Below are 23,913 nucleotides of genomic sequence, written 5' to 3'. Positions count from 1 at the left end.
CTTGCCGACATTAGCCGCGGATCAGGCGTCGTATGTGAGCACCAAACGTTTTGACAAAGGTCTGGATTGACAGGTCAAAACGTATCCGTCCCGGATTTCGTCGTCCTCAAGAGCATGGTTGGCTGCCATCTCGACCTCGCCCTCCAGAAGCTTTCCGCGGCAAGTAGAACAGACGCCTGCGCAACATGAATAAGGAGCGTCAATGCTGTTTCTATGGGCAGCTTCCAAAATGGTTTCCCCGGGCTCCATGTGAAGGATACGGGTGGTGCCATCCAGCGTCAGCTTCAGATCCGCCTCTTTGGCCTTGTTTCCGGTAAGCGCGGGTCTTTGTTTGGCAGGCAAGCGTCCGGGTTGATCGGATTTGAAGAGTTCCTGCTTGATCCGTCTGTCTGCAACACCGTGACTTTTCAAGGCATCATTTACTGTTTCCATCATTCCATGGGGACCGCACAGGAACACCTGGTCGATATCCTGAGGATCAACCATGTTCTGGAACAAGTCTTCGAGCTTTTCCTTGTCGATGCGACCCGAGAACAACTCGGTATCCTGACCGTCATTCTTGAGAATGTGAATGATCTGAAGCCTGCCGAGATAGCGGTTTTTCAAGTCTTCGAGGTCTTCCCGAAACATGATCGAAGAAACCTGACGATTGGCGTAAACCAGTGTGAATTGCGCTTCTGGTTCACGGGCCAGGACCGTTTTCATAATCGACAGTATCGGTGTGATCCCGGAACCGCCGGCAAAGCCGAAGTAGAATTTCGATCCGCCGGGATTAATCTCGGAATTGAAACTGCCGCGGGGTGGCATCGCTTCTATTGTATCGCCGGGTTTCAAATCTTCATTTGCCCAACACGAAAAAGCGCCGCCGTCGACACGCTTGATGCCGACCTTCAGACTACCATCTTCCGTGCCGGTACATATCGAGTAGCAACGGCGCACCTCGTGACCATTAAAGTCTCGCCGGAACGTCAAGTATTGACCTTGAGAAAACTGGAAAACCTCTTCATCCCCGGTTTGAGGCCTCAGGGTGACAACGACCGCGTCCCGTGTTTCTGGTGCGACTTCGGTTACCGTGAGGGCGTGAAACCTCGACATCTAGTTCCTCCCTGAAGTTGTGATGCATATGGGCCGGGTTGACCGGCAAAGGCGGCGTATCGGTCTAGTGGCATTTGAAATAGTCGAAGGGTTCCAGGCAGGACCGGCATCTGTAAGCCGCTTTGCAAGGTGTGGAACCGAACTGGCTGACTTTTTCTGTTTTGTCAGAACCACAGCGCGGACATGCAACAACCAACGCCTCATTGCTGGAAAGTCTCGAGATCCGTCCGGTTTTCGATGTGCCTTCCACTGGCGGCGCAATGCCATATTTTCGGAGTTTTTCACGTCCTTCCTGGCTAAGCCAGGCCGTTGTCCAGGCCGGACTGATGCGCTGTTCCAGTCGCAGATTTTCAATACCGTTGGACCGTAACTTGGTTTCGATATCGAGATTGATCACGGCTGTCGCGGGACACCCTGTATATGTCGGCGTTACGGTAACGACCAACATGCCCTCCTCCCATCGGATGTCTCGAATAACCCCGAGATCAGTTAGGGACAGGACCGGGATTTCAGGGTCCGGAACTTCAGACAGCCAGCTCCAAATTGTTTGCGTGGGAACTTTCATAGGCTTACCAGGTAGCACCCGGATAGGCTCTTTGCAGAAACTGCATGTCTGCCAAAATGTGTCCAAGATGCTCTGTGTGTCGACCCGTCAGACCTCCGGTGTGAGCAAAATCCGTTTCTGGTTTTGATAATGTCGCTTCAGTGAAAACGGCATCAACGGTCGACAACCATTCTGTCCGGAGCCCTTCGGGTGAAGGTGCGATTTTCGCCGCAACGACGGCCTGGTCGACGGCGTCACCTTTGAACATTTCGCCCGAATAAGGCCATAGGCTCTCCAGCGCCGCTTGCATCCGCTGCCTGCTCTCACTGGTACCATCACCAAGTCTGATTACCAGGTCTGCGGACCTGTCGAGATGATAGTCAACCTCCTTGCCGGCTTTCACCGCGATTTCAGCGACCCGGTTATCTGCGGACGTTGCAAGAGCTTTCAGCAATTGCGACTGATAAGCGTCGATGAGGAATTGGCGCATCATAGTTTGGCCGAAGTCGCCATTTGGCTGTTCGGCCAACAACAGATTTCGGAAGTCCCAGGCATCTCGCAAATAGGCAAGTTCGTTTTCGCCGCGGCCCTTGCCTTCAACCTCTCCCGCCAAAGATAGCCAGAGCCTTGCCTGCCCGATTAAATCGAGCGCGATATTCGCGAGTGCGATATCTTCTTCCAGCACCGGAGAATGGCCACACCATTCCGATACCCTGTGACCTAGCACAAGCGCCGTGTCACCGCGCCTCAAAAGCCAGTCGAAAAATACATCGTTCGCGATTTTATCGCCGGGCTCAGTCATCACATTTTTCCGACGTCATCAGGAATGTTATAAAAGCTCGGGTGCCTGTAAATCTTGTCGACGGACGGTTCGAACAAGGCATCTTTGGAACCTGGATCTGAGGCTGTGATTTGAGCGGAAGGAACGACCCAGATACTGACACCTTCCTTGCGCCGCGTATAAACGTCGCGCGCATTTTTTATCGCCATTTCAGCATCTGGCGCGTGGAGCGAACCGACATGGCGGTGATTGAGGCCATGCTGTCCTCGAATGAACACTTCCCAGAGCGGCCATTCCTTTTTCATGCTTACGTCTCCTTGGAACTTCACTCAGGCCGCGGGCGATGTGCACCTTGCGGTTCGCCAAAGATTGGCACCGTCAACATGTTCCCAACCGAACGCGTGATCGGAAGCGCCATGCGAGTTGAGGTGGTTCAGCCGATCCCAGGCTTCTTCGAGCGACGGATGATGTCCTTCTGGCACCATCCACATAACAAAGTGCATTTTTTCCATCACACTGAACCACTCAGCGCGTCTTTCGTAAAACCGTTTGTGAACCGTCTTGAAGACAAAATTTTCCAATGACTTTACGTCAGTCCAAACGGATAGGTTCGGAATAACCATCGGGTCATCTTCTGCGGACATCGCAACAGACGAGCCCGCCTCATCCTTGAGCCGCCAGACGAAACCTTCGCTGCGTTCGGCAGCGAAATTGATCCGATTCAGGTTTCGAACGAAATCAGAAATGCGCGGGTCGTTGATGTCGTGTTTCAACCTGGCAACATTCAATTCCGCGATGTTGAAATCAGTCATTCGGCTCACTCCGCGGCCGTTCTTGAAGCTTCACGCTTATCGGCGTGAGCCATCAATGCGTCGCGGACCCATTCGCCATCTTCCCAGGCCTTTACCCGAGCTTCCATTCGCTCCCGGTTACACGGCCCGTTGCCTTTGAGCACTTCAAAGAACTCATTCCAGTCAGGTTCGGAAAAGTCGTAGCTGCCCTTGTCCTCGTTCCACTTCAAGTGCTCGTCAGGAACCGTGAGGCCCAGATACTGGGCCTGCGGGACCGTCTGATCGACAAACTTTTGCCGAAGCTCATCGTTGGTGTTGATCTTGATTTTCCAGGCCATGGACTGGGCAGAGTGAACGGACTCTTTGTCCGACGGACCGAACATCATCAAGGAGGGATACCAAAACCGGTCCAGAGCATCCTGCGCCATGCGCCGTTGTGCCTCGTTTCCGCCCGCCATCTTCATCATGATGTCGTAGCCCTGCCGCTGATGAAAACTTTCCTCTTTGCAAATACGGATCATTGCGCGTGAATAGGGTCCGAAGGAGGTGCGCTGTAGCGGAACCTGGTTCATGATTGCTGCGCCGTCCACCAACCACCCGACGGCCCCGATATCGGCCCACGTCAACGTCGGGTAGTTGAAAATAGAAGAGTATTTCATCTTTCCGGCGTGGAGGAGTTCAATCAGTTCATCTCTACTGACGCCGAGAGTTTCAGCTGCGCAGTAGAGATAAAGACCGTGTCCAGCCTCATCCTGAACCTTTGCAAGCAAGATCGCCTTGCGCTCCAACGTGGGTGCACGCGTGATCCAATTGCCTTCGGGAAGCTGACCAACAATCTCGGAATGCGCATGTTGACCGATCTGACGTATCAGGGTCTTGCGATAACCATCCGGCATCCAATCCGTTGGTTCAATCTTTTCACCGCGATCGATGCGTTCCTGAAACGCTCGCTCTTGTGCCGACATTTCCGATAAGTCACGGACCTTCGTCGTGTCGGTTTTCACCATCTGCGCATACATGACGCCTCCTTCCGTCATGTTGAAGATGCGTCAGGATAGCGCACAATGCATCACAGAAAAAGTTCATTTTTTAAAAATTTGTGACGCTTTTAAATCAGGCAACAGTTTTCTGCTAAATTCTTGGTGTCAAATTCTCTTGGAGATCGTTTCTAGCCTTGATTTGATGGGTGCAGGAGTGGCGCCCAACAGACCGGCCTGGTTCATCAGGTGCTGCCCAATGAAATTGTCCGCAGCTTCAGATAGACCCGTATAGAGGACCGCAAAGAGCCTGTGAGCTTCATGTCCCGGCCAGTCATCGGGGAGTGCTCCAGGCGGCAGTCTGGGGTCTCGAAAGCGTATGGCACGGTAGTCATGGACAAGAGCAAGCCGACACAACAACGCTTCCTGGTCGGAAAGCGTTTTCTCCAACACAGCATCCATCGGTTGATACCGCTTCGTGAATTCCATGTACTCGTCGCTCAATTCATTAAGCTTGAAGGAAGATCTCAGCAGTGTTCGAAATGACTTGCTGTTCGGATCTTCTGCCGAGGAGCGGAACGAGACGTCGTTGAGCGGGCGGTCATGTCGGTCTGCCGCGATGAAAACATTTCCTCCCAAATTCACAAAACCCGCTCGCAGAAGCTTGTCCTGTTGGGCAGGAACAGAACTCACGGATATGATCCAGTCGCAATCACTGTCACTTGGCCCAAAAAACAGATCAGCTGCCAGATGATATTCATTTCGCGCCTCTTCCGTCAGAGCATAAAAGCTGCGACGCCCATCGCGTTCACCGCTCAGCTGACCTTTTGATACGAGACGTGAAACGGCTGTGCGGACCAAGGATTCATTGACGCCAAAACCACTGCACAAGCTGATCAGGTTGCCCATCCACAATACGCCACCACGAGGTTCGACGATGTCGCCATAAATAGTGACGATCAATTGGGCAGCTTTCGGTGGATAGGATTTCAGGAACCTCTCGGCTCGGAATGCGGAACTTTCCTGCATGAAACATTTGATCCGATTGTTTTTTTCGACCTTAACCGCCAGACGAATTCAATCCAAGTCTACTCGAACTGTCTTTAGAGACTATCGGATCTAGATCACTTGCGAAGCCAATACACAAACGTTATAAAGTTACGCGTTATAGTGTTACATCAAATCGAGTACTCCCCGCATGATTGACAAATCCGATACCAAAGGTGCAACCACTCGAGGCCGCAAGACATTCGTTGTGACCGCGCTTGCGAGCGTTGCTGCAAGTGCGTTGCTTAGCTCGGCTGCATTTGCTGATGGCCCGAACGTCGTCACCACCATCAAGCCGATCCACTCTATCGCGGCCGCCGTTATGGACGGTGTTGGAACACCGCACATTCTGATCGATGGGGCAGCCTCACCACACGGCTTTGCACTGAAGCCATCTCAGGCATCCCTATTGGAAGGCGCAGATGTTGTCTTCTGGGTTGGCCCGCAACTGACACCGTCTTTGGAAAAACCCATCAGTTCGATGACAAGTGATGCCGAAGTGCTCAGTTTCATGGATGTTAAGGGTGTAAGTCACCTTGGCATTCGGGAAGGCAAGGACTTCGATTCACATGATCATGACCATGGAGCTGAAGAAGCTTCCCATGAGGAGCATGAAGACGAAGACCATCATGACGAACATGCTCATGATGACCATGATCACGACAAGCATGAAGAACATGCGCATGCCGAAGATGAGCACGAGCACGGCGAAAGCCACGACGAACATGCCCATGACGATCATGACAAGGAGAAACATGGCGATCATGAGGAACATGCTCACGCGGAAGAAGAGCATGACCACGATGAAAGTCATGCGGAACATGATCATGACAAGCACGAAGAACATGCAGGGCATGACCATTCAGACCACGCTGGAGACCCGCATATCTGGCTGAATCCAGACAACGGCATCGCAATTGCCGGCGCAATGGCTGAAAAGCTCGCTGAGGTAGATCCGTCAAACGCGGAAAAATATCGAGAGAATGCGAGTGCTTTCCAAGCGAAGATCGAAGCACTTGAAGGCAAAATCGAGGAACAACTTCACCCGGTTGAAGGCAAGAAGTTCGTCGTGTTCCACGATGCCTATCATCATTTCGAACATCACTTCGATATCGAAGCAAGTGGGTCGATCACGCTCTCGCCGGAAGCGCTGTCCAGCGCAGACCGCGTCTCAGATATCCAGGGGCGTATTCGTGATCTTGAAGTGACTTGCGTTTTTCAAGAACCGCAATTCGATGCCAAACTCGTCAATGTCGTCATAGAAGGCAGCAGCGCGCAAAAGGGCACGCTTGACCCGCTCGGCACCGATCTCAAAAACGGTCCGGACCTTTACCCGAGCCTTCTGCAAAATCTGGCAAATTCCTTGTCGGATTGTCTGAAAAGTCAGTCCTGACGCCAGCAATAAATTTTCCATTCTATGTAAAAAGGCCGCCGGGCATCGATCCGGCGGCCTTTGTTTCATGACGTCGCAGCGCTTAAGACGCGCGCGCTTTCGCCCGCACCGTTTCCGTTTTCTCAAGTGCCTTCAAGAGATGCCGGTCACGGTCATAGATATCGGAGTAATAGGCGACTGTTCCATCAAGTTCCGGCCAGGCCGTAAAATAGGAAACGTAAACAGGCAGGTCCCCGGTCACTTTCTCCTGTTCATTCTGTCCGGCTGAAATACGTGAGCTGACATAATCCTTCGATTTTCCCAGCACCGCAGCCGCCATGGCTTTCGGGTCATGAAGGCGAATACAGCCATGACTGAATGCCCGTACGTCCTTGTTAAAGAGGCTCTTGGATGGCGTGTCGTGCATGTAAATATGGTGCTTGTTCGGGAAGAGTATCTTCACCTCACCAAGCGCATTCGACCGACCGGGATACTGTCGAACATTGATCGTTTGCTGTTTTGAAGCAACGGCATACCAGTTTACGGACGAAGACGATACTTTCCGTCCTCCGGCCGTGGTTACTTCGTATCCTGAGCGATCCAGATAACTTGGATCTTTTGCCAGTTTCGGCAGCATTTCGTTGACGATGATTGAATACGGCACGCCCCAGTAAGGGTTGTATTCCACGATCTCAATCTTGTCGTAGAAGAAATTGGTCTGGTTTGACTTCTTGCCAACCACGACCCGCATCGACAAGGGATCTTCCCCGGGGGCTGTGTAGGTTGCGGTAAATGCAGGCTGGTTGATGAAGACCTTCCGCTCACCAAGCTCTTCCGGCATCCAACGGCTGCGTTCCATTGCCAGTTCAACCTTGGCAATCTTGGCCGCATTGGTCTCACCGACCATAGCATTGATGGAGTTCTTGCCGACGATACCGTCAGGCGTCAGCTTGTTTTCCTTTTGAAAGGCTTTGACCAACGCGACAAGTTCAGGAGAATAAAGGTCGTCACCTTCATACGTCTCGAGTGTTTCTGAGTGGACAGTCTTCAGTTCCTCCGATCCGTTCTTCTGGATCGCAGCAACGATGTTTTTCATTTCCGGACTGGATTTTCCTGCCTTGAGGAATGTTCCAGGTGCAATCACGATTTGATCGGTTGCTTCGTCTTCAGCCTTCAAACGTGCAAGTTCAGCCGTCAACTCTTTGAAATGTACATTCTGCGGCTGGTTTGATTGAAGGCTCTCTGCGACGTTCGCTGCAGATTTCAATTCTTCGAGCGCAGCAACCAGATCAACTTCATGGCGAGGCAGATCGTGGTATTGGGAAATTCGGTTAGGGTCGATGCGGCCACGCCTGGCATCCAGAACATATGTCAGCGCGGCAGCGCTGAGCGCCATCTCAAACCGCATTGTCGCGGCGTCCTGCTCAACCTCTTCCGCGCCTGATGCTGCCGGAAGCGGCACAAAATAGTCTGCCGGATTGAGGGCAAAGTCACCGGCTTTTTCGAGTGCATCGCGAAGTTGCTTCGCCTTGGCAGTCGGTTGTCCGTCCTCAGTCCAGACAAAATTAGGGTGCTCACGATAGAAGGCAACAAGCGCTTGCCCAACCTCTGGAAGCCCCATCAGGGTCATGTCTTTCAAGGCGGGGCGCGCTTCGTCAAAGGCAGTGAGTACAACAGGGGCAACAGAGGCTGGTTCAGCGTCCAGAGTTGCTGCGTCGCCGGCCTCGACACTCTGGGTCGCTGGCCGAACCTCTGCGGTTTTCTTTTCAGACAATTCACCGAGCGGCAGCTGTTTCCAGTCATCGGGCCGGTAGTTCAAATAGCGAGGAGCAGAGACCCGAACTTTCGACACCTTCTTTCGGAGCTCTTCCTGACGAAGCCGCTCCTGCTCGCGTCGCTGATGCTCCGGATTGAAGATGCGCTGAAAGAAATTCTGGGCGGTCGCCGGTTCCACAGGCGCAATGGCAAAACCTGTAGCAAGCACCGACGCCATAAGGCCGGTTTTCAAGGATGTGCCGAAAAAGGTTCCGGCGCGGCTCTTAATTGAGTCCTTGCCTTTGGCGCTAACCTGCTTGCTGTTTGTTGATGTGTCTGTTCGCATTGTTCCAACCCGAAAACTAAATTTATTTTGGTCCGGCAACGCGCCCACGGAGACCGGATGTTCTCATTCCCTGCCAAGGAAAAACGCCACCCGGTTCGTTCTGCCGGGAAATTATGTCGCGTTTGGTGTGATCTGCAGGCAAAAGCAGGGCATTTTTCGCTGCACAGCCTTTGCAAATCACCTCATTTCAATCCGTTGATACTATATCAGGCTTCTGAAGATGGTTAAGAGCGCGCGTCGTACACAGATTTTGAATTCAATTCAGTGTGACGTTATTGCCTCGATTTCACCCACCAGAAGATGCAGCTAAACCCATACTCTCTTTATGGGTGCGCTAACCGATGCATTCAGCTCTTGCGTGATGGCTATCACGATATCCAATCCGGCTCTCTCCTATAAGAACTCACGAAAAAGTGAGCAAAAGGGAGAAGGCCTAATGCCGTTCCAATTCAATGTCGGTGACCATTCCTCGCCGATCTGGAAATACACAAGCTTCGATTCTTCTCAGTACTCGAAGTGCAAATGGGCAAGGAGCAAATTGTTCCGGATGGTAAAAAACAATCCATCCTGCAACGCCTATTTCCGTACCCTGCCCAAAGGCCGCAGCTTGTCGGACATGATCAACGACAGCTCGATCTGGGTAAATTATGGTCCTACGATTTCTCCATTGCATGGAGAGATCCATGTGCCGACCGGCGAAATCGCTATCGGTGATCGGGCGTTCAACACGGGGCGCTGGATGGTTTTGGCGACCATTATTCACGAAATGGCACACCACAACGGCGCGCCAATCACGGGTGGAGATACACGCGCGGAAGAGGCCGTATATCATTGCGGTCTGGGAACTGCGAAAGAATATTATGACGGCGTTGACGATCCAAGCACACCGTATGATCCGCATGTCGGCGGATAACAAAATGACACACGAGGCCCCTGTCTAAACAGGGCCTCTCGTGCCTTTGTCGTTTGACTAGAATGGAATTTCATCATCCATCGGGCCAGCACCACCGCCACCGCTAGAAGGACCACCGAAACCGCCGCCGCTCTGACCGCCGCCATAGCCGCCACCGCCACTTGAACCGCCGCCGAAGCCACCGCCCTGGTCATTTCCGTAGTCAGGCAGTCCACCTGGTTGCCCACCGCCCTCGCCGCGCCCGTCGAGCATTGTCAGGTTTGAATTAAAGCCTTGCAGCACGACTTCGGTGGAATAGCGGTCCTGACCGGACTGATCTTGCCATTTGCGGGTCTGCAATTGGCCTTCAAGATAGATCTTGGATCCTTTGCGCAGATACTGTTCTGCCACCTTGCACAAACCTTCGTTGAAGATGACAACCCGGTGCCACTCGGTTTTCTCCCGACGCTCACCACTGCTCCGATCTCTCCAGGATTCCGAAGTTGCGATCCGCAGATTGGCAATCGGCCGACCGTCCTGAGTCCGGCGGATTTCCGGATCTGCCCCCAGATTTCCAACCAAAATTACCTTGTTGACGCTGCCCGCCATTCTGCTCTCCTGTTTTTCATTCTGCGGTTCGACTTCACCAGTCGGTTCGCTCGTCGGCAAACTTGTTGATGTCCAACCGTGCTACCGGCTCCGCGGCTTGAACCAGAACCCTAACGGCCTGCCAACAGCTTCGCGCGCTTTTTCCCGCACAAGCACTCATTTTCCACAGGCCAACCCCGGTTAACGTGGCATGGATGCGTTCTTGTTCATCTGCCTTATCGCCCCAGCGGACTTTAAAAGCAGGAGACCTGACCGCACGGCGCATTGTGGCCATCGAATACGCCAAAGACTGTCAGGAAGATACAATTGCACCCATCTGGATTTAGGCCAAAACAGCACAAGCTTCCTGACGTAGCCAATTACATGTACTTGTTTTGTTCTTATCATTTCTGTAAAACCGATTCAATCGAACACCCAAGAAAGTTGCCGGTCTTTTAGCAACGTGACTTTGGCCCACTGGAAGCACCGGCGGAAACTGTTATATCCGGGCAGGCAAGATTTGCCACACCGACATCAAAGTTCCCTGCACTTGCCAATATCATCGCCTGTGCAGACCTTCAGGAAACACGAGAATGACCAAGCCCAAGACACCCAAGTCGGACAATAGCTGGAAAAATGACCCGACCAAGGTGATCAGCGTCAAGGGTGCCCGTGAGCACAATCTAAAAGGCGTAGACCTGGACTTGCCTCGTGACAGGCTGATCGTCATGACCGGTCTATCGGGATCAGGCAAGTCGTCGCTTGCATTCGATACGATTTATGCTGAAGGACAGCGGCGCTACGTCGAAAGCTTGTCCGCCTATGCACGCCAGTTCCTGGAAATGATGCAGAAGCCCGACGTGGACCAGATTGACGGTCTTTCACCTGCCATCTCGATCGAGCAAAAGACAACGAGCCGTAACCCGCGTTCGACCGTTGGTACGGTCACGGAAATCTACGACTACATGCGACTGTTGTTCGCGCGAGTTGGGGTGCCCTATTCGCCGGCGACCGGTCTTCCCATCGAAAGTCAAACCGTCAGCCAGATGGTCGACAGGGTCATGGGTCTTGAGGAAGGCGCGAGACTTTATCTGCTTGCGCCGATGGTGCGCGGCAGAAAGGGTGAATACCGTAAAGAGCTGGCTGAGCTTATGAAAAAGGGGTTTCAGCGCGTCAAAATTGACGGCACCTTTTATGAAATTGCAGACGCCCCGGCTCTCGACAAGAAATTCAAACACGACATCGATGTTGTCGTGGACCGTATAGTCGTGCGCGATGATATCGCGGGGCGACTTGCCGATTCTCTGGAGACCGCGCTGAAACTCGCCGACGGCATCGCAATCGCGGAATTCGCCGATCAGGTTAAAGATAATGGTGATGCAAAGCGGCTGATCTTTTCTGAAAAATTTGCCTGCCCGGTGTCCGGCTTCACCATTTCGGAAATCGAACCGCGCCTCTTCTCCTTTAACAACCCTTTCGGCGCCTGCCCGACCTGCGACGGTCTTGGCACCACACTGGCGTTCGAGGAAGACCTGGTTGTTCCCGATCACTCTCTTTCGCTGCGAGAAGGTGCTGTCTTGCCTTGGGCAAAGACAGGATCGACGTCGCCTTATTACACTCAGACGCTTGAGGCACTTTGCGGGCACTTCAAAGTTTCAATGGCGACCCCCTGGAAAGACCTCCCTTCCGAGGTGCAGGACGCTATTCTTCACGGGACGGGAAAGAATGCGATCGAATTTGTCTATGACGATGGTGTGCGAAGCTACCGGACCGAAAAGACCTTCGAAGGCGTAATTGGCAATATCGAACGACGTTGGCGCGAAACCGAGAGCACGTGGGTACGTGAGGAACTGAGCCGTTTCCAGTCAGACCATGCGTGTCCGGCATGCAGTGGATTTCGCCTGAAACCTGAGGCATTGGCGGTCAAGATCGCCGGAAAGCACATCGGTGAAATAACCGAAAACTCCATTCGGCTTGCAAGCGAATGGTATGAAAAACTTCCAGAACAATTGAATGAAAAACAGAACGAAATTGCCGGTCGAATCCTGAAGGAAATCCGTGAGAGACTGAAGTTTCTGAATGATGTCGGATTGGAATATCTGACACTCTCCCGCGCTTCCGGCACTCTTTCCGGCGGCGAGAGCCAGCGCATCCGGCTCGCTTCACAAATAGGTTCTGGGCTAACGGGTGTTCTTTACGTGCTGGATGAGCCCTCCATCGGCCTGCACCAGCGAGACAATGCCAGACTTCTGGAAACGCTGAAACATCTGCGTGACCTTGGCAATACCGTAATCGTGGTTGAACACGATGAAGACGCTGTCCTTACAGCGGACTACGTGGTTGATGTCGGACCGGGTGCTGGTGTTCATGGCGGCCAGGTGGTCGCAAAGGGCACGCCTGCCGAGGTCATGGCGAATCCGAAGTCTCTTACCGGTGAGTATTTGTCTGGCGCGCGCATGATTTCCAGAGCTGATGGACGGCGCAAGATAAACAAGAAGCGGCAACTTTCGGTCAAAGGCGCGCGTGGGAATAATTTGAAGGACGTCAATGTGGACGTGCCGCTCAGCACATTCACCTGCGTCACGGGTGTATCTGGAGGTGGAAAATCGACCTTCTTGATAGACACCTTGTATAAGGCCGCTGCCCGTCGCCTGAATGGTGCACGTGACAACCCTGCCCCACATGACCGGATTGAGGGGCTGGAGGTGCTGGACAAGGTGATCGATATCGATCAATCGCCAATCGGAAGAACACCACGATCGAACCCGGCCACCTATACCGGCGCATTTACACCCATACGGGAATGGTTTGCGGGCATGCCCGAAGCAAAAGCGCGCGGCTATCAACCCGGTCGGTTTTCGTTCAATGTCAAGGGTGGCCGCTGCGAGGCCTGTCAGGGCGATGGTGTCATCAAAATTGAAATGCACTTCCTGCCAGATGTTTATGTCACCTGTGACGTTTGCCAAGGCAAGCGGTACAATCGCGAAACGCTGGAAGTCGAATTCAAGGGCAAATCCATAGCCGATGTGCTCGATATGACCGTTGAAGAGGCGGCAGAGTTTTTTGCGGCCGTACCAGCTGTACGAGATAAAATGGAAACACTGGCAAGGGTCGGGCTTGGCTATATAAAGGTTGGTCAGCAGGCAACCACGCTATCAGGCGGCGAAGCGCAACGCGTAAAGCTTGCGAAGGAGCTCTCGAAACGTTCCACAGGCCGCACGCTCTATATATTGGATGAGCCGACAACCGGTTTGCATTTCCATGATGTCGCCAAGCTTTTGGATGTTTTGCATGAGTTGGTCGACCAGGGGAACACGGTGCTTGTGATCGAGCACAATCTGGAAGTCATCAAGACTGCGGACTGGATCATCGATCTGGGGCCGGAAGGTGGAGACGGAGGTGGCACAATTGTGGCGACCGGTCGACCCGAGGATGTGGCAGAAGCTGAACAAAGCTACACCGGGCAGTTTTTGCGCGAATTGCTGCATCGGCGCCCACAGCAGACCTCCGACGCAGCTGAATAATACCCAATTAGAAGATTTGCGCTGCGCACTCTTGAAAAGTGTGCACTGCACCTTATGTTTTAATTTGTTGATTTGCAGTGTGTTTTTTAGATCACACTGAATTCTTCGAGTAGAATTTGCTGCATTGCATCAAACGCATGCCTGTCATGCAGAGATTGCACTTCTTTTATTTTACTCGGTGAATTATATCATGGATCAACAACGGAGCGAGCGGTTCAGGCTTCTCGCCGAATAAGGAACAAGAAGATGTTTGACACTGTGCGACAGAAGTACAGCAACTGGGTGAGTTACCGCCGTGCGGTGGATGAGCTGTCTCGTCTATCCAACCGCGAACTTACCGACCTCGGCATCAGCCGTAGCGACATCAAATTCGTCGCTCGCCGCAACTACGGCTAACACAATTTAGAATCGCGTCCCGAGGCATCCTCCTCCCAGCCAACGGACGTGTGACACGCAGGGCATCCTCCTCCCAGCCCTGTCACGTCGAAACGACGCCCGCCAGCACCTCCTCCCGCTGGCGGGCGTTCGTTTGTTTGGCACCCTGTATCCCGCACACTCATAAAAACACTCACTCCTCGCTTCTTCGCAACTGCGAAATAAGGCGACGAGAGCCATGCGTGGACTGGGCGCACGCTGGGTATTCAAATGGTTAAAAGGCAATTTGCTTTGCAAAAATCGCATACCTGTTACGCGATTTCACCTCTACCTCGCAGTGCACAATAACACTATCTTCAAAACCGTAAGAGATGAACGGGCCAGACGCCGATCCGCGGTGCCATGGCCACAGATATAGCGAAAGGCCTTAAAAATGATCGATAACGTTGTTCGCAAATACAACAACTGGAAACGCTTCCGTCAGACTTACGACGAGCTGTCCAACTTGAGCAACCGGGAACTGAATGACCTTGGCATTGCTCGTGCTGACATCAGCCACTACGCGCGTATGTCCGCAAAATAAGAATATGCAGTCTGGAACTATTCTCCTCCCAAGTTCCTGATTGCTGCCCTGCGCCAACAGCGCAGGTTTAAAAAAACGCCTGCCGGATCCTCCTCCCACCGGCTGGCGTTTTTTTGTGTCTCTTTTCGAGACGGAACCTCCAATGCAATCGACGACGCCTTGCCGAATTCGCAGCCGGCAGGTTCGGACGAGTGACTGCTTGCGGTTCTCAACCCAGGCTACGCTGGTCTGCTTCGGATTTGCAGGCGACTGCCAAATATCCGGCGCTTCGGTAGATCGTCGAGATTCAAATTATCAAGGCACCTGAGATTTATGGACCAGCCGTCGAACGAATCCAGACCGGCTTCCTGCTCTTCAGGCGTCGGTTGACTGGGACGCCGAAACGGCAAAACTCCGCATGTGGGGCAAAAGTAGTCGACAGCAGTCCTCGTTCCCCAGCGATATTGGATCAAGTCCTCCAAATCGCCTTTCAGGTTGAGTGCCGCTTTAGGCACTCTGAACGTCAAGAGCCCTCGTTTGCTGCAAATTGAACAATCGCATTGCCGAGCGTGATCGATTTTTGCATCGACAAGAAAGCTGACCCGACCACAGTGACAAGAGCCCCTATACACTGTTTTCTCCTTTGATCGACAGAAACGATATTCGGACCTTGACGCTCGAAAGCTGCAATTAAGACCAAGACATTGCAATCAAGCCCGACGGATAGCCAACACATCCTCGCTTTGGAAAGACCTTAGTGCCGGGAAACAATTGCGATTGGCGCTGAATGTGGATAATCACTACCTAAATGTTCGAACCGGAGACAGGTGCATAATAGCCTGAGTTTGCCGGCATTGCCCCCAGGGAAGACAAATGAGCCCCATTCACATAATTGGCGGCGGCCTTGCCGGCTCGGAAGCCGCATGGCAGATCGCTCAGGCCGGAATTGATGTTGTGTTGCACGAGATGCGTCCGGTCAGAAAAACAGACGCACACCAGACCGATGGGTTGGCGGAACTCGTCTGCTCCAACTCTTTCCGTTCCGACGACAACGAACAGAATGCCGTTGGCCTGATACATCATGAACTTCGTCAACTCGGTTCACTGATCATGGCATCAGCGGATGCCAATCAGGTACCTGCAGGCAGCGCGTTGGCTGTCGATCGCAACGGTTTCTCGAACGCGGTGACAACTGCGCTCGAAGGTCATCCAAGAATTACAATCGACCGCGCCGAAATCGACGGACTTCCACCCGAAGACTGGGAAAAAGTGATTGTCGCAACTGGTCCGCTCACCTCCCCAGCCCTGTCGCAGGCAGTACTGGGCCTCAGCGGTGAGGATTCATTGGCGTTTTTCGACGCTATTGCCCCAATCGTTCACTTTGACTCAGTCGATCTTTCCAAGGCCTGGTTCCAATCGCGATATGACAAGGTTGGACCGGGTGGCACGGGCAAAGACTATCTCAATTGTCCATTGGACAAAGACCAGTATGAGGCGTTCATTGATGCACTGATTGCCGGGGATACCGCCGATTTCAAGGAATGGGAAGCCAACACGCCCTATTTCGACGGTTGTCTGCCAATCGAAGTCATGGCTGCACGAGGGCGTGAAACACTTCGGCACGGCCCTATGAAGCCAATGGGGCTGACCAATGCTCACAATCCTGACGTCAAAGCCTATGCTGTGGTTCAGCTGAGGCAGGATAATGCCCTGGGCACGCTGTACAACATGGTCGGTTTTCAGACCAAACTTAAATACGGTGCACAGGCTGACATTTTCAAAATGATACCCGGTCTTGAAGATGCGCAATTTGCCCGACTGGGTGGCCTGCACCGCAATACCTTTCTGAACTCTCCGAAGGTTCTCGACGAGACGCTACGTCTCAAGGCGGATCCGCGCATGCGGTTTGCCGGTCAGATAACAGGCTGTGAAGGCTATGTTGAATCGGCAAGCGTCGGCTGCATGGCCGGGCTGTTTGCAGTTCGAGAGGTGCGCGGCCAAGACATTCTCACGCCGCCTGACACCACGGCAATGGGTGCCCTGCTCGGACACATTACCGGCGGCCACATCAGCAGAGAGGACGGAGCGGGAAAACCAAGTTCATTCCAGCCGATGAATGTCAATTTTGGCCTCTTTCCACCCATTGAACCGCCGACAAAAGATGAGAACGGCAAACGTCTGAAGGGCAAAGACAAGACCAGGGCGAAAAAAAGGGCCCTGACCGACCGTGCAAAAGTCGACTTTCTTGCCTGGAAATCGGGTCTGGATCTGGAACAAACAGCAGCCGAATAGTCGCTTGCAGGGATCTTTCCAACCCGCTTAGAGCTTATCAAAAAGGTTTCGACTGGCACGCCACATGATCCATTGACGCTTCACTTGCGACAGGTCGGCGCTCTGCTTCAGCGGATCAAAACCAGTTGCTTCCAGTTTTTTCAAGAAGGGTTCAACCAAAACAAGCGGCAGGAATGCTGGAGTGCAGCAACTTGGCACCTCCACGGATGCAGACCGCACCCGCTCTAGATGATGTCGTACATGCGCACGAAGTTCTGTGAGAACCGCGCGCAGTTCCGGCGTCGTTTCGCCTTTGAATACAGTTGCCGGATCAAGATTGTGTCGCGCCTGCAGATCTTTGGGCAGGTACATTTGCTGACGAGCGGCGTGCCAGGGCAATGCTCGCATCAAGCCCGTCAGCGCGTAGGCAACTCCGGCGTGACCTGCAGCGATTGCCGTCCCCGGGTCCTTGCCGTCATTGAGGACCAGGCAAGCCAATTGAATGAGACCGGAGACGGTTTCGCCCGCGTAACCTTCAAGATCATTCAGAGATGGCATCTGATCGTTGTAGAGGTCGAAAATTCGAGCCTCTGTCATGGCGATGAGACTTTGCCTTGGCAATTGATACTGAGCAATCGTTTCCAGGAGTGCATTTGCGACGGGATTGGAGGCGGCTGCACCATGTTCGTTGTCCTCAAGAAGGTCTCTCCACCATTGCAACCGAACTTCCCCTGGCAATGGCTCGGAAACCAACTCGCGAATTCGACCAAGTTCAGCGCTGAAGGCATAGAGTGCCATAAGCCCTGGGCGAGATTTCTCTGGCGCAAGCAGAGCGCTTAGATAGCGATCCTTGTCGAATTGGCGTGCGATATCGGCCGCGTGATCAAAGTCAGTGGTCATATCTGCACATATGGTCCGGTTCGGTTGTCAGTCCACCGCCAGTAGCGCCGCGGCAACTGCTCTGTCTTCCGACAAAAGAACATTAAAGGTGCGCACGGCGGCGCCTGTCGACATCGGGTCCGCCAGAATGCCAGCCTCGCGAAACAAAACCTTGAGGTCTTGTGGCAAAGGACGCAGTTCTCTGCCTGTACCGATCAGCAGAACCTCAATATCGTCCTGTTCCTGGAACACTCTTTCGAATGCGAATTGGGAGAAGCTCTCAGGTTCGCAGACATTCCAGCCGTATATTCCGCTCGGGACACACAGCAGTGATCCGCGATGAGACATCTCGGCAAAGCGAAAGCCGCCTTCGCCATAGGCATCCAGCGGCGCCCGCCCCGGAAAATGCGCGTCCCGGATTTCCATCACCAGCCGGCCTTATGCGGTCGCCTCGGCATCCGAACCCTTTTTGCCATCATCATCCTTAGACGACAGCGCGTCCGGCCGCAGGTTCAGCAGGATCAGGAACGGCGCCGCCAGGAAGATGGACGAATAGGTTCCGATGACAATGCCGAAAATCATGGCAAGCGTGAAGGACTGAATGACCTCGCCGCCAAAGACATAGAGCGATATCAGAGCCAAAAGGGTCGTCACGGAAGTCATGGTCGTCCTGGACAACGTCTCGTTGATGGACTGGTCGAGAATATCTGCCAGCGGACGCTTCTTGTATTTTCGAAGGTTCTCGCGGATCCGGTCATAGACCACGACGGTATCGTTGAGCGAATAACCGATAATGGTCAGGACCGCAGCGATACTCGACAATGAGAAATCCAGCTGTAGCAGCACGAACAAGCCAATGGTAATCACAACGTCATTGGCCGTGGTCAGGATTGCACCAATGGCAAAATGCCATTCAAAGCGGAACCAGATATAGAACATGATGGCCAGCAAGGAAGCGATCACCGCGATCGCACCTGCCTGTGCCAGTTCTCCGGATACACGCGGACCCACGACTTCCACCCGGCGGAAGTCGACATTGTCGTCTTCAAAAATAGTACGGATGCGCTGGACAACGGATTGCTGCGCCAGTTCGCCGCCAGGCTGTTCTTCCACGCGGATCAGGATGTCGTCGGACGCACCGAACTCCTGTACCTGAACGTCGCCCAGGTTAAGCTCACCCAGTTCGGAACGAATTGCACCGATATCTGCCGGACCATCGGTCTTGATCTCGATAATTGTTCCGCCTTTGAAGTCGATGCCGTAGTTCATACCAACGAGGAAAAACCCGGCCAGTGAGGCTATGACGAGAACGATGGACAGCGGGAAGCTGGCTTTCCGCAGCCACATAAATTTGATGTTTGTGTTGTCCGGAACAAGTCTCAGCAACATGGTATTTCTCCCGGATCAGATCGGCAATTTCGACGGACGACGCTGGCGGATCCAAAGAGCCACCAATAGCCGACTGAAGGTGAAAGCTGAGAAGACGGTCGTGAAAATCCCGATCGCCAGCGTCACTGCGAAACCGCGCACCGGTCCAGATCCGAGCTGGAACAGGATAACGGCTGCGATAAGCGTGGTGATGTTGGCATCAAGAATTGTGCCGAGTGCCCGACTATATCCGGCATCAATGGCTGATATGACGGATCGTCCAGCTCGTGCTTCCTCTCGTATTCGCTCAAAAATCAGCACGTTGGCGTCCACAGCCATACCGATTGTCAAAACGATCCCGGCAATCCCCGGCAAGGTTAGCGTCGCCTGCAGAAATGTGAGCGCACCGAAAATCAGGAATATATTGGCCGTTAGAGCGAGGTCGGCGATCACACCGAACCGGCCGTACGCCAGGATCATGAAGACGATCACAGCAGCTCCAGCGATGATTGAGGCGATCCGGCCAGCTTCAACCGAATCCGCACCAAGACCAGGACCGATGGAGCGCTCCTCGATCACGGTCAACTGAGCCGGAAGCGCACCAGCGCGCAGCAGAACGGCAAGATTGTTGGCGCTATCGACGGTAAAGTTTCCGGAAATCTGACCTGAACCTCCAGTGATCGGCTCCCGAATGACCGGCGCTGAAATGACTTCATTGTCGAGTACGATCGCGAACGCCCTGTTCACGTTCTGCGTCGAAATCCGGGCAAATTCACGCGCACCGGACTGATTGAAGCGGAAGTTGACCACAGGTTCGTTATTGCGTTGATCAAAGCTGACCTGCGCATCCACCAGGTCCTCGCCGGCGAGCAGCGGTACTTCTTCAAGCAAATAGGGTATCGGAGGGTCGTCCACCGACATCAGCACAATGGTTCCGACTGGAGGGCGGTTCTGAAGCGCCTGATCGCCGGACATGGATGTGTCGACCATATGGAACGTCAGTTGCGCGGTCGTTCCGATCACGTCTTTCAGGCGTTCGGGATCATCTTCGCCGGGAGCCTCGACCAGAATGCGGTCCGCACCTTGTCGCTGAATGCTCGGTTCCGTTGTGCCGAGTTCGTCAACGCGTCGCCGAATGACTTCAATGGATTGTTGAACAATGTTGGTCATGCGGTCTTCAAGACCCTGTTCGGTGTAGGTGAACCGAACCAGACCGTCATCGGAGACAGCCATCGCGAATTCATTGACCGGTTGACCGCCAAAAAGGTTGGATACTAGAGGATTGACCAGAGGTTCAAGCCGCTCTTCCGCCTCGCCGAGGCGGGTCAGATCGCGAATTCGGACCTGGGCCGTTTCCCCTTGCACACCAAGACCGGTGTAGCCAATTCTGGGGTTTTCCCTCAACGTTGCCCGGATATCGCTGACAAGCGCTTTCATGCGCTTTTGGATGTAATCCTGCTGATCGACTTCATAGAGGAGATATGCGCCTCCTCGAAGATCAAGCCCCAGAACCATCTGGCTCTTCGGCAGGAAATCTGGCCAGCTATCAAGCTGTTTTTGGGAAAAGAAATTCGGCAGCGTGGTCAGGATGCCTGCAGCAACCACAATCACGATCAGCGCGATTTTCCAGCGAGCGAAATAGAGCATAGTCAAGCCTTAAAAGCGCCCGGGCCGACATCAGACCGGCCCGGCAATAATATTTTGAACGGCGGAACGGGTTCCTAGCCGTTGTCTTTGACAGGCTCAGTCTTTGAGCGAACTTCCTGAACCATGCCGCGAACAACGCGTACTTTCACACCTTCAGACAGCTCCAGCTGAATCTCGCCGTCATCAACGACCTTTGCCACCTTGCCGATCAAACCGCCCGTGGTAACGACCGTGTCGCCGCGACGCAGGTTCGAGACCAATTCCTGGTGCTGTTTCATACGTTGCCGTTGCGGGCGAATGATCAGAAAGTACATGATCGCAAACAGCGCGACCATCATTGGAATCGGACCGTAAAGAAGGGACTCCATTCCACCTGCTCCGGCGGTCTGCGCATAGGCTGGGGTGATGAACATTCAATTCTCCTAAGGTGGCGCTATTCATTGCTCGGGAAAACCCTACCCCCGGCAAAAACGCTCTCATTCTGGTGGCGCGGACTATAACGGTGGCGCGCTTCTTTTCAAGCTTTCCAAGCAGTTTCCGGCGTACCGGTATGGGAATAACTGACGTTTTCGTGTTTCAGTCTGCGTGTTACTCCAACCGCCGGTACTTTCAGGGCCTCACATGGGCCTTTTTGACAGGGCTTGCAAGAAGAATGAACACGCAAAACGACATCGCCGCGCTTAGTGCCAAACTCGATTCCCTTATTGAGCTCATCGCCAGAGCGGTCCCGGCAAAAGCCAGCCAACCCGACTGGAACTCTGCCGACGCCTTTGTCTGGGTTCCAGAACCCGGTGAACTGCAGCCCGTGAAGACGGTCAATCGTGTCGATATCGCACTTCTTTGCGCCGTTTCACATGTCCGTGACCTGTTGTTGGAGAATACAAGACGGTTTGCAAACGGACTGCCGGCCAACAATGCGTTGCTTTGGGGCGCAAGGGGCATGGGAAAGTCTTCGCTGGTCAAGGCTGCACATGCGTCCGTCAACGCGGAAAACGGTTCGTCATCTCTGAAACTCATTGAAATTCATCGAGAAGATATAGAATCACTTCCCAAACTCATGACAGAAATCCGGAAGTCCCCTCTCAGATTCATCGTCTTTTGTGACGATCTGAGTTTCGACAATGACGACACGTCCTATAAATCGTTGAAAGCCGTCCTGGAAGGCGGGATAGAAGGCCGGCCAGACAATGTTATCTTCTACGCGACATCAAATCGCCGGCATCTGCTTCCTCGTGACATGATCGAAAACGAACGATCTACAGCCATCAATCCGGCCGAAGCCGTAGAGGAAAAAGTGTCACTCTCAGACCGGTTTGGCCTCTGGCTAGGTTTCCACAAGTGCAGCCAGGACGACTATTTGGACATGGTGCGTGGCTATGCAACACACTATGGGTTGGAAATTGCTGAAGACCGTATGCGTTCGGAGGCCCTGGAATGGGCAACGACACGTGGCAGCCGCTCTGGCCGCGTCGCTTACCAGTTCATCCAGGATCTGGCCGGACGGCTCGGCAAGTCGCTCAGCTAACAAAAAAGCCCGGCAAATTGGCCGGGCTTTTTTTCCGCAATCGAGAAGTTATCTGCGAGGCAAGTGATTAAGCGGATCGACAGGCTTGTTGCCTTTGCGCAATTCAAAATGAACTTGCGGTTGGTTGACCGAACCCGTCTTACCGGCAAGACCGACTACATCACCGCGGCGGACAGTATCGCCGCGCTTGACCTTCAGTTCGCTATTGTGCGCGTAGGCGGAAACCCAGCCTTCGTCGTGTCTTACGAGTACAAGATTTCCGTACCCTTTAAGTTCGTTACCTGAGTAGATAACGGTTCCACCGTCTGCGGCTTTTACCGGTGTACCTTCTGGAACCGCCAGATTCACACCCTCGTTCTTGCCACCACCAGGTTTGCTGCCGAAATCGGAAATGATCCGGCCGCGTACCGGCCACCGAAACTTTTCTGTAGAAGCGTTGGCGTCAGGACGAACACTGGCAACCTGGGTCGGTGTCTTGATCGGTGCCGTCGGCCTTGCCTCTTCGGTCAACGCCGGTGCTGGTAAGCTGTTTTTGTCCACTGCACCGGAAGGTGCTGCTGCAACCGCCGTTGGATTGACCGCCGCATCGCCAGGCTGGCGCCGCGGTGATGGCACTCCGTCTGTTGAATTGCTCTTGATCGAAGCTGTCGTAAGCGATTGACCAAAGCCTGAAGGCTTCTTTTTGGGTAAAGTGCTTACACGAATGATTTCAACTTCTTCAACAACGGTTTCGCCTTGGCTGATATCGGCAAAAGTCGGCTGACTAAAGGGCTTCCTGTCAGGCTTTGGCATCCCAGCAGCTGAAGTCGGTACGGATCCCGTAACAACGCGCTCATTTGCGACTGCTTTCGGCAATTGCACCTTGTCTGCGGCAACGCTGGTCGACCCATTCCGCTCCGAATAAACATAAGTCGGAATGATAATGCTCTGTCCGGGACGCACCTGGCTCGGGTTACTGATCCCGTTTACAGCCAGAATTGCTTTTTCCGGAACACCAAATCGACGGGCCATGGACTGCACACTATCGCCCTGACGAACCTGCACTCTGGTACCACCCGTAGAGGTCCAGCCTTTCCAGCTTTTCGCCTGCCCTGCAGCAGCGGCTACAACCGGGGCACTCGAAATTTCAGGGGCAGGTTTTACCGCGATCGGTGATGGTTTGATCGGAAGAGATCCAGACTGCGCAGGTGCAGGCAAAGGCGCCGAGCTTATCTGCGACGTGCTCTTAGTCACGGAACCCGTCGTCACGGGAGCTGTGCTTGACTGTGGCAGCCCCGCACTCGTTCCCCCCGGACCATTGGCGATATCCTGATAGGTAGGCTGCTTTTGGCCACCGTTCAGAATGTTCCGCTGATTCTGTGTGTTTCCGGTATAAAACGGAGGTTCACCAAACCGCTCAACCGCGCCGGAACATCCCGCCAATACGGCAGCAAGGAGTGATGCCGTCGCTACCTTGCTCAAAAGATCCCCGCGGAGGGTACGCATCCGCTTTTTCATCGCCTAAACTCTGACTGCTAACAATGACTGTTATGGTTAAGAGTAGAAGGCAGTAAGGTTTATAAAGGCTAAAGACC

At 53.5% G+C, this 23,913-nt stretch carries 22 protein-coding genes; 7 read left to right on the top strand and 15 right to left on the bottom strand.

What is annotated here, in order from left to right:
• Nucleotides 1–21 precede the first annotated feature (21 nt).
• The 7 genes from Q0835_RS21580 to Q0835_RS21550 form a co-directional block, all read right to left on the bottom strand.
• Nucleotides 22–1,095, bottom strand: coding sequence for a 2Fe-2S iron-sulfur cluster-binding protein (locus Q0835_RS21580; RefSeq protein WP_298964169.1), 1,074 nt, complete (start codon nt 1,093–1,095; stop codon nt 22–24).
• A gap of 64 nt (nt 1,096–1,159) precedes the next feature.
• A complete protein-coding gene (gene paaD / locus Q0835_RS21575) occupies nt 1,160–1,660 on the bottom strand; it encodes a 1,2-phenylacetyl-CoA epoxidase subunit PaaD (protein ID WP_298964166.1) in 501 nt (166 codons plus the stop codon).
• 4 nt (nt 1,661–1,664) lie between these two features.
• Complete coding sequence (gene paaC, locus Q0835_RS21570) at nt 1,665–2,441, bottom strand: 1,2-phenylacetyl-CoA epoxidase subunit PaaC (protein ID WP_298964163.1); 777 nt, start codon at nt 2,439–2,441, stop codon at nt 1,665–1,667.
• Nucleotides 2,441–2,725: a 1,2-phenylacetyl-CoA epoxidase subunit PaaB gene (paaB, locus tag Q0835_RS21565; protein ID WP_298964160.1), complete on the bottom strand. Its 285-nt coding sequence runs from the start codon at nt 2,723–2,725 to the stop codon at nt 2,441–2,443. Before paaB ends, paaC begins: the two co-directional genes overlap by 1 nt.
• A 24-nt stretch (nt 2,726–2,749) precedes the next feature.
• Entirely contained in the window at nt 2,750–3,232 is a 483-nt protein-coding gene (locus Q0835_RS21560) for a DUF3291 domain-containing protein (RefSeq protein ID WP_298964158.1), read from the bottom strand.
• A gap of 5 nt (nt 3,233–3,237) precedes the next feature.
• Entirely contained in the window at nt 3,238–4,230 is a 993-nt protein-coding gene (gene paaA, locus Q0835_RS21555) for a 1,2-phenylacetyl-CoA epoxidase subunit PaaA (RefSeq protein WP_298815350.1), read from the bottom strand.
• 126 nt (nt 4,231–4,356) lie between these two features.
• The gene (locus Q0835_RS21550; protein ID WP_298964156.1) at nt 4,357–5,217 is read right to left on the bottom strand and encodes a PaaX family transcriptional regulator C-terminal domain-containing protein; all 861 of its coding nucleotides are present in this window, start codon (nt 5,215–5,217) and stop codon (nt 4,357–4,359) included.
• A 169-nt stretch (nt 5,218–5,386) separates the two neighbouring features.
• Here Q0835_RS21550 and Q0835_RS21545 point away from each other — a divergent pair, with 169 nt between their 5' ends.
• Nucleotides 5,387–6,628, top strand: coding sequence for a zinc ABC transporter substrate-binding protein (locus Q0835_RS21545; protein WP_298964155.1), 1,242 nt, complete (start codon nt 5,387–5,389; stop codon nt 6,626–6,628).
• A gap of 82 nt (nt 6,629–6,710) precedes the next feature.
• Here Q0835_RS21545 and Q0835_RS21540 read toward each other — a convergent pair whose 3' ends face one another.
• Nucleotides 6,711–8,708, bottom strand: a complete 1,998-nt coding sequence (locus Q0835_RS21540) for a L,D-transpeptidase family protein (protein WP_298964153.1) — start codon at nt 8,706–8,708, stop codon at nt 6,711–6,713.
• Between the two features lie 436 nt (nt 8,709–9,144).
• Here Q0835_RS21540 and Q0835_RS21535 point away from each other — a divergent pair, with 436 nt between their 5' ends.
• Nucleotides 9,145–9,621 carry a hypothetical protein gene (locus Q0835_RS21535; protein WP_298964149.1) on the top strand — a complete coding sequence of 159 codons (477 nt, stop codon included), beginning with the start codon at nt 9,145–9,147 and terminating at the stop codon, nt 9,619–9,621.
• A gap of 57 nt (nt 9,622–9,678) precedes the next feature.
• Here Q0835_RS21535 and Q0835_RS21530 read toward each other — a convergent pair whose 3' ends face one another.
• Nucleotides 9,679–10,209, bottom strand: a complete 531-nt coding sequence (locus tag Q0835_RS21530) for a single-stranded DNA-binding protein (RefSeq protein WP_298815289.1) — start codon at nt 10,207–10,209, stop codon at nt 9,679–9,681.
• A gap of 572 nt (nt 10,210–10,781) precedes the next feature.
• Between Q0835_RS21530 and uvrA the strand changes: the two genes are divergently transcribed.
• From uvrA to trmFO, 4 genes are all read left to right on the top strand, one after another.
• Entirely contained in the window at nt 10,782–13,712 is a 2,931-nt protein-coding gene (gene uvrA, locus Q0835_RS21525) for an excinuclease ABC subunit UvrA (RefSeq protein ID WP_298964147.1), read from the top strand.
• A gap of 246 nt (nt 13,713–13,958) precedes the next feature.
• Nucleotides 13,959–14,108, top strand: a complete 150-nt coding sequence (locus Q0835_RS21520; protein ID WP_298815284.1) for a DUF1127 domain-containing protein — start codon at nt 13,959–13,961, stop codon at nt 14,106–14,108.
• A 412-nt stretch (nt 14,109–14,520) separates the two neighbouring features.
• Nucleotides 14,521–14,670: a DUF1127 domain-containing protein gene (locus Q0835_RS21515; protein WP_152501844.1), complete on the top strand. Its 150-nt coding sequence runs from the start codon at nt 14,521–14,523 to the stop codon at nt 14,668–14,670.
• 852 nt (nt 14,671–15,522) lie between these two features.
• Nucleotides 15,523–16,941: a methylenetetrahydrofolate--tRNA-(uracil(54)-C(5))-methyltransferase (FADH(2)-oxidizing) TrmFO gene (trmFO, locus tag Q0835_RS21510; protein WP_298964144.1), complete on the top strand. Its 1,419-nt coding sequence runs from the start codon at nt 15,523–15,525 to the stop codon at nt 16,939–16,941.
• A 27-nt stretch (nt 16,942–16,968) separates the two neighbouring features.
• On the opposite strand, the gene Q0835_RS21505 is transcribed toward trmFO, so the two are convergent.
• The 5 genes from Q0835_RS21505 to yajC form a co-directional block, all read right to left on the bottom strand.
• The gene (locus Q0835_RS21505; protein ID WP_298964141.1) at nt 16,969–17,820 is read right to left on the bottom strand and encodes a phytoene/squalene synthase family protein; all 852 of its coding nucleotides are present in this window, start codon (nt 17,818–17,820) and stop codon (nt 16,969–16,971) included.
• A 27-nt stretch (nt 17,821–17,847) separates the two neighbouring features.
• Nucleotides 17,848–18,225: an Mth938-like domain-containing protein gene (locus tag Q0835_RS21500; protein ID WP_298964139.1), complete on the bottom strand. Its 378-nt coding sequence runs from the start codon at nt 18,223–18,225 to the stop codon at nt 17,848–17,850.
• Nucleotides 18,226–18,237: 12 nt separating this feature from the next.
• Nucleotides 18,238–19,188, bottom strand: coding sequence for a protein translocase subunit SecF (gene secF, locus Q0835_RS21495; RefSeq protein WP_298815259.1), 951 nt, complete (start codon nt 19,186–19,188; stop codon nt 18,238–18,240).
• Nucleotides 19,189–19,203: 15 nt separating this feature from the next.
• The gene (gene secD / locus Q0835_RS21490) at nt 19,204–20,814 is read right to left on the bottom strand and encodes a protein translocase subunit SecD (protein ID WP_298815562.1); all 1,611 of its coding nucleotides are present in this window, start codon (nt 20,812–20,814) and stop codon (nt 19,204–19,206) included.
• 74 nt (nt 20,815–20,888) lie between these two features.
• Nucleotides 20,889–21,227, bottom strand: a complete 339-nt coding sequence (gene yajC / locus Q0835_RS21485) for a preprotein translocase subunit YajC (RefSeq protein ID WP_298815256.1) — start codon at nt 21,225–21,227, stop codon at nt 20,889–20,891.
• Nucleotides 21,228–21,466: 239 nt separating this feature from the next.
• Between yajC and Q0835_RS21480 the strand changes: the two genes are divergently transcribed.
• Entirely contained in the window at nt 21,467–22,339 is an 873-nt protein-coding gene (locus Q0835_RS21480) for an ATP-binding protein (protein WP_298964137.1), read from the top strand.
• 48 nt (nt 22,340–22,387) lie between these two features.
• Here Q0835_RS21480 and Q0835_RS21475 read toward each other — a convergent pair whose 3' ends face one another.
• Nucleotides 22,388–23,824, bottom strand: a complete 1,437-nt coding sequence (locus tag Q0835_RS21475; RefSeq protein WP_298964135.1) for a M23 family metallopeptidase — start codon at nt 23,822–23,824, stop codon at nt 22,388–22,390.
• Nucleotides 23,825–23,913: the final 89 nt, after the last annotated feature.

The sequence above is a fragment of the uncultured Roseibium sp. genome (assembly GCF_947499295.1).
GTDB lineage: Bacteria > Pseudomonadota > Alphaproteobacteria > Rhizobiales > Stappiaceae > Roseibium.
This window is presented reverse-complemented; position numbering and strand designations above follow the sequence as displayed.

Excerpts from the sequence above, each read along its gene's own strand:
- Q0835_RS21580 (WP_298964169.1), bottom strand. The coding sequence starts at position 1,095 with ATGTCGAGGTTTCACGCCCTCACGGTAACCGAAGTCGCACCAGAAACA.
- paaD (WP_298964166.1), bottom strand. The coding sequence starts at position 1,660 with ATGAAAGTTCCCACGCAAACAATTTGGAGCTGGCTGTCTGAAGTTCCG.
- paaC (WP_298964163.1), bottom strand. The coding sequence starts at position 2,441 with ATGACTGAGCCCGGCGATAAAATCGCGAACGATGTATTTTTCGACTGG.
- paaB (WP_298964160.1), bottom strand. The coding sequence starts at position 2,725 with ATGAAAAAGGAATGGCCGCTCTGGGAAGTGTTCATTCGAGGACAGCAT.
- Q0835_RS21560 (WP_298964158.1), bottom strand. The coding sequence starts at position 3,232 with ATGACTGATTTCAACATCGCGGAATTGAATGTTGCCAGGTTGAAACAC.
- paaA (WP_298815350.1), bottom strand. The coding sequence starts at position 4,230 with ATGTATGCGCAGATGGTGAAAACCGACACGACGAAGGTCCGTGACTTA.
- Q0835_RS21550 (WP_298964156.1), bottom strand. The coding sequence starts at position 5,217 with ATGCAGGAAAGTTCCGCATTCCGAGCCGAGAGGTTCCTGAAATCCTAT.
- Q0835_RS21545 (WP_298964155.1), top strand. The coding sequence starts at position 5,387 with ATGATTGACAAATCCGATACCAAAGGTGCAACCACTCGAGGCCGCAAG.
- Q0835_RS21540 (WP_298964153.1), bottom strand. The coding sequence starts at position 8,708 with ATGCGAACAGACACATCAACAAACAGCAAGCAGGTTAGCGCCAAAGGC.
- Q0835_RS21535 (WP_298964149.1), top strand. The coding sequence starts at position 9,145 with ATGCCGTTCCAATTCAATGTCGGTGACCATTCCTCGCCGATCTGGAAA.
- Q0835_RS21530 (WP_298815289.1), bottom strand. The coding sequence starts at position 10,209 with ATGGCGGGCAGCGTCAACAAGGTAATTTTGGTTGGAAATCTGGGGGCA.
- uvrA (WP_298964147.1), top strand. The coding sequence starts at position 10,782 with ATGACCAAGCCCAAGACACCCAAGTCGGACAATAGCTGGAAAAATGAC.
- Q0835_RS21520 (WP_298815284.1), top strand. The coding sequence starts at position 13,959 with ATGTTTGACACTGTGCGACAGAAGTACAGCAACTGGGTGAGTTACCGC.
- Q0835_RS21515 (WP_152501844.1), top strand. The coding sequence starts at position 14,521 with ATGATCGATAACGTTGTTCGCAAATACAACAACTGGAAACGCTTCCGT.
- trmFO (WP_298964144.1), top strand. The coding sequence starts at position 15,523 with ATGAGCCCCATTCACATAATTGGCGGCGGCCTTGCCGGCTCGGAAGCC.
- Q0835_RS21505 (WP_298964141.1), bottom strand. The coding sequence starts at position 17,820 with ATGACCACTGACTTTGATCACGCGGCCGATATCGCACGCCAATTCGAC.
- Q0835_RS21500 (WP_298964139.1), bottom strand. The coding sequence starts at position 18,225 with ATGGAAATCCGGGACGCGCATTTTCCGGGGCGGGCGCCGCTGGATGCC.
- secF (WP_298815259.1), bottom strand. The coding sequence starts at position 19,188 with ATGTTGCTGAGACTTGTTCCGGACAACACAAACATCAAATTTATGTGG.
- secD (WP_298815562.1), bottom strand. The coding sequence starts at position 20,814 with ATGCTCTATTTCGCTCGCTGGAAAATCGCGCTGATCGTGATTGTGGTT.
- yajC (WP_298815256.1), bottom strand. The coding sequence starts at position 21,227 with ATGTTCATCACCCCAGCCTATGCGCAGACCGCCGGAGCAGGTGGAATG.
- Q0835_RS21480 (WP_298964137.1), top strand. The coding sequence starts at position 21,467 with ATGAACACGCAAAACGACATCGCCGCGCTTAGTGCCAAACTCGATTCC.
- Q0835_RS21475 (WP_298964135.1), bottom strand. The coding sequence starts at position 23,824 with ATGCGTACCCTCCGCGGGGATCTTTTGAGCAAGGTAGCGACGGCATCA.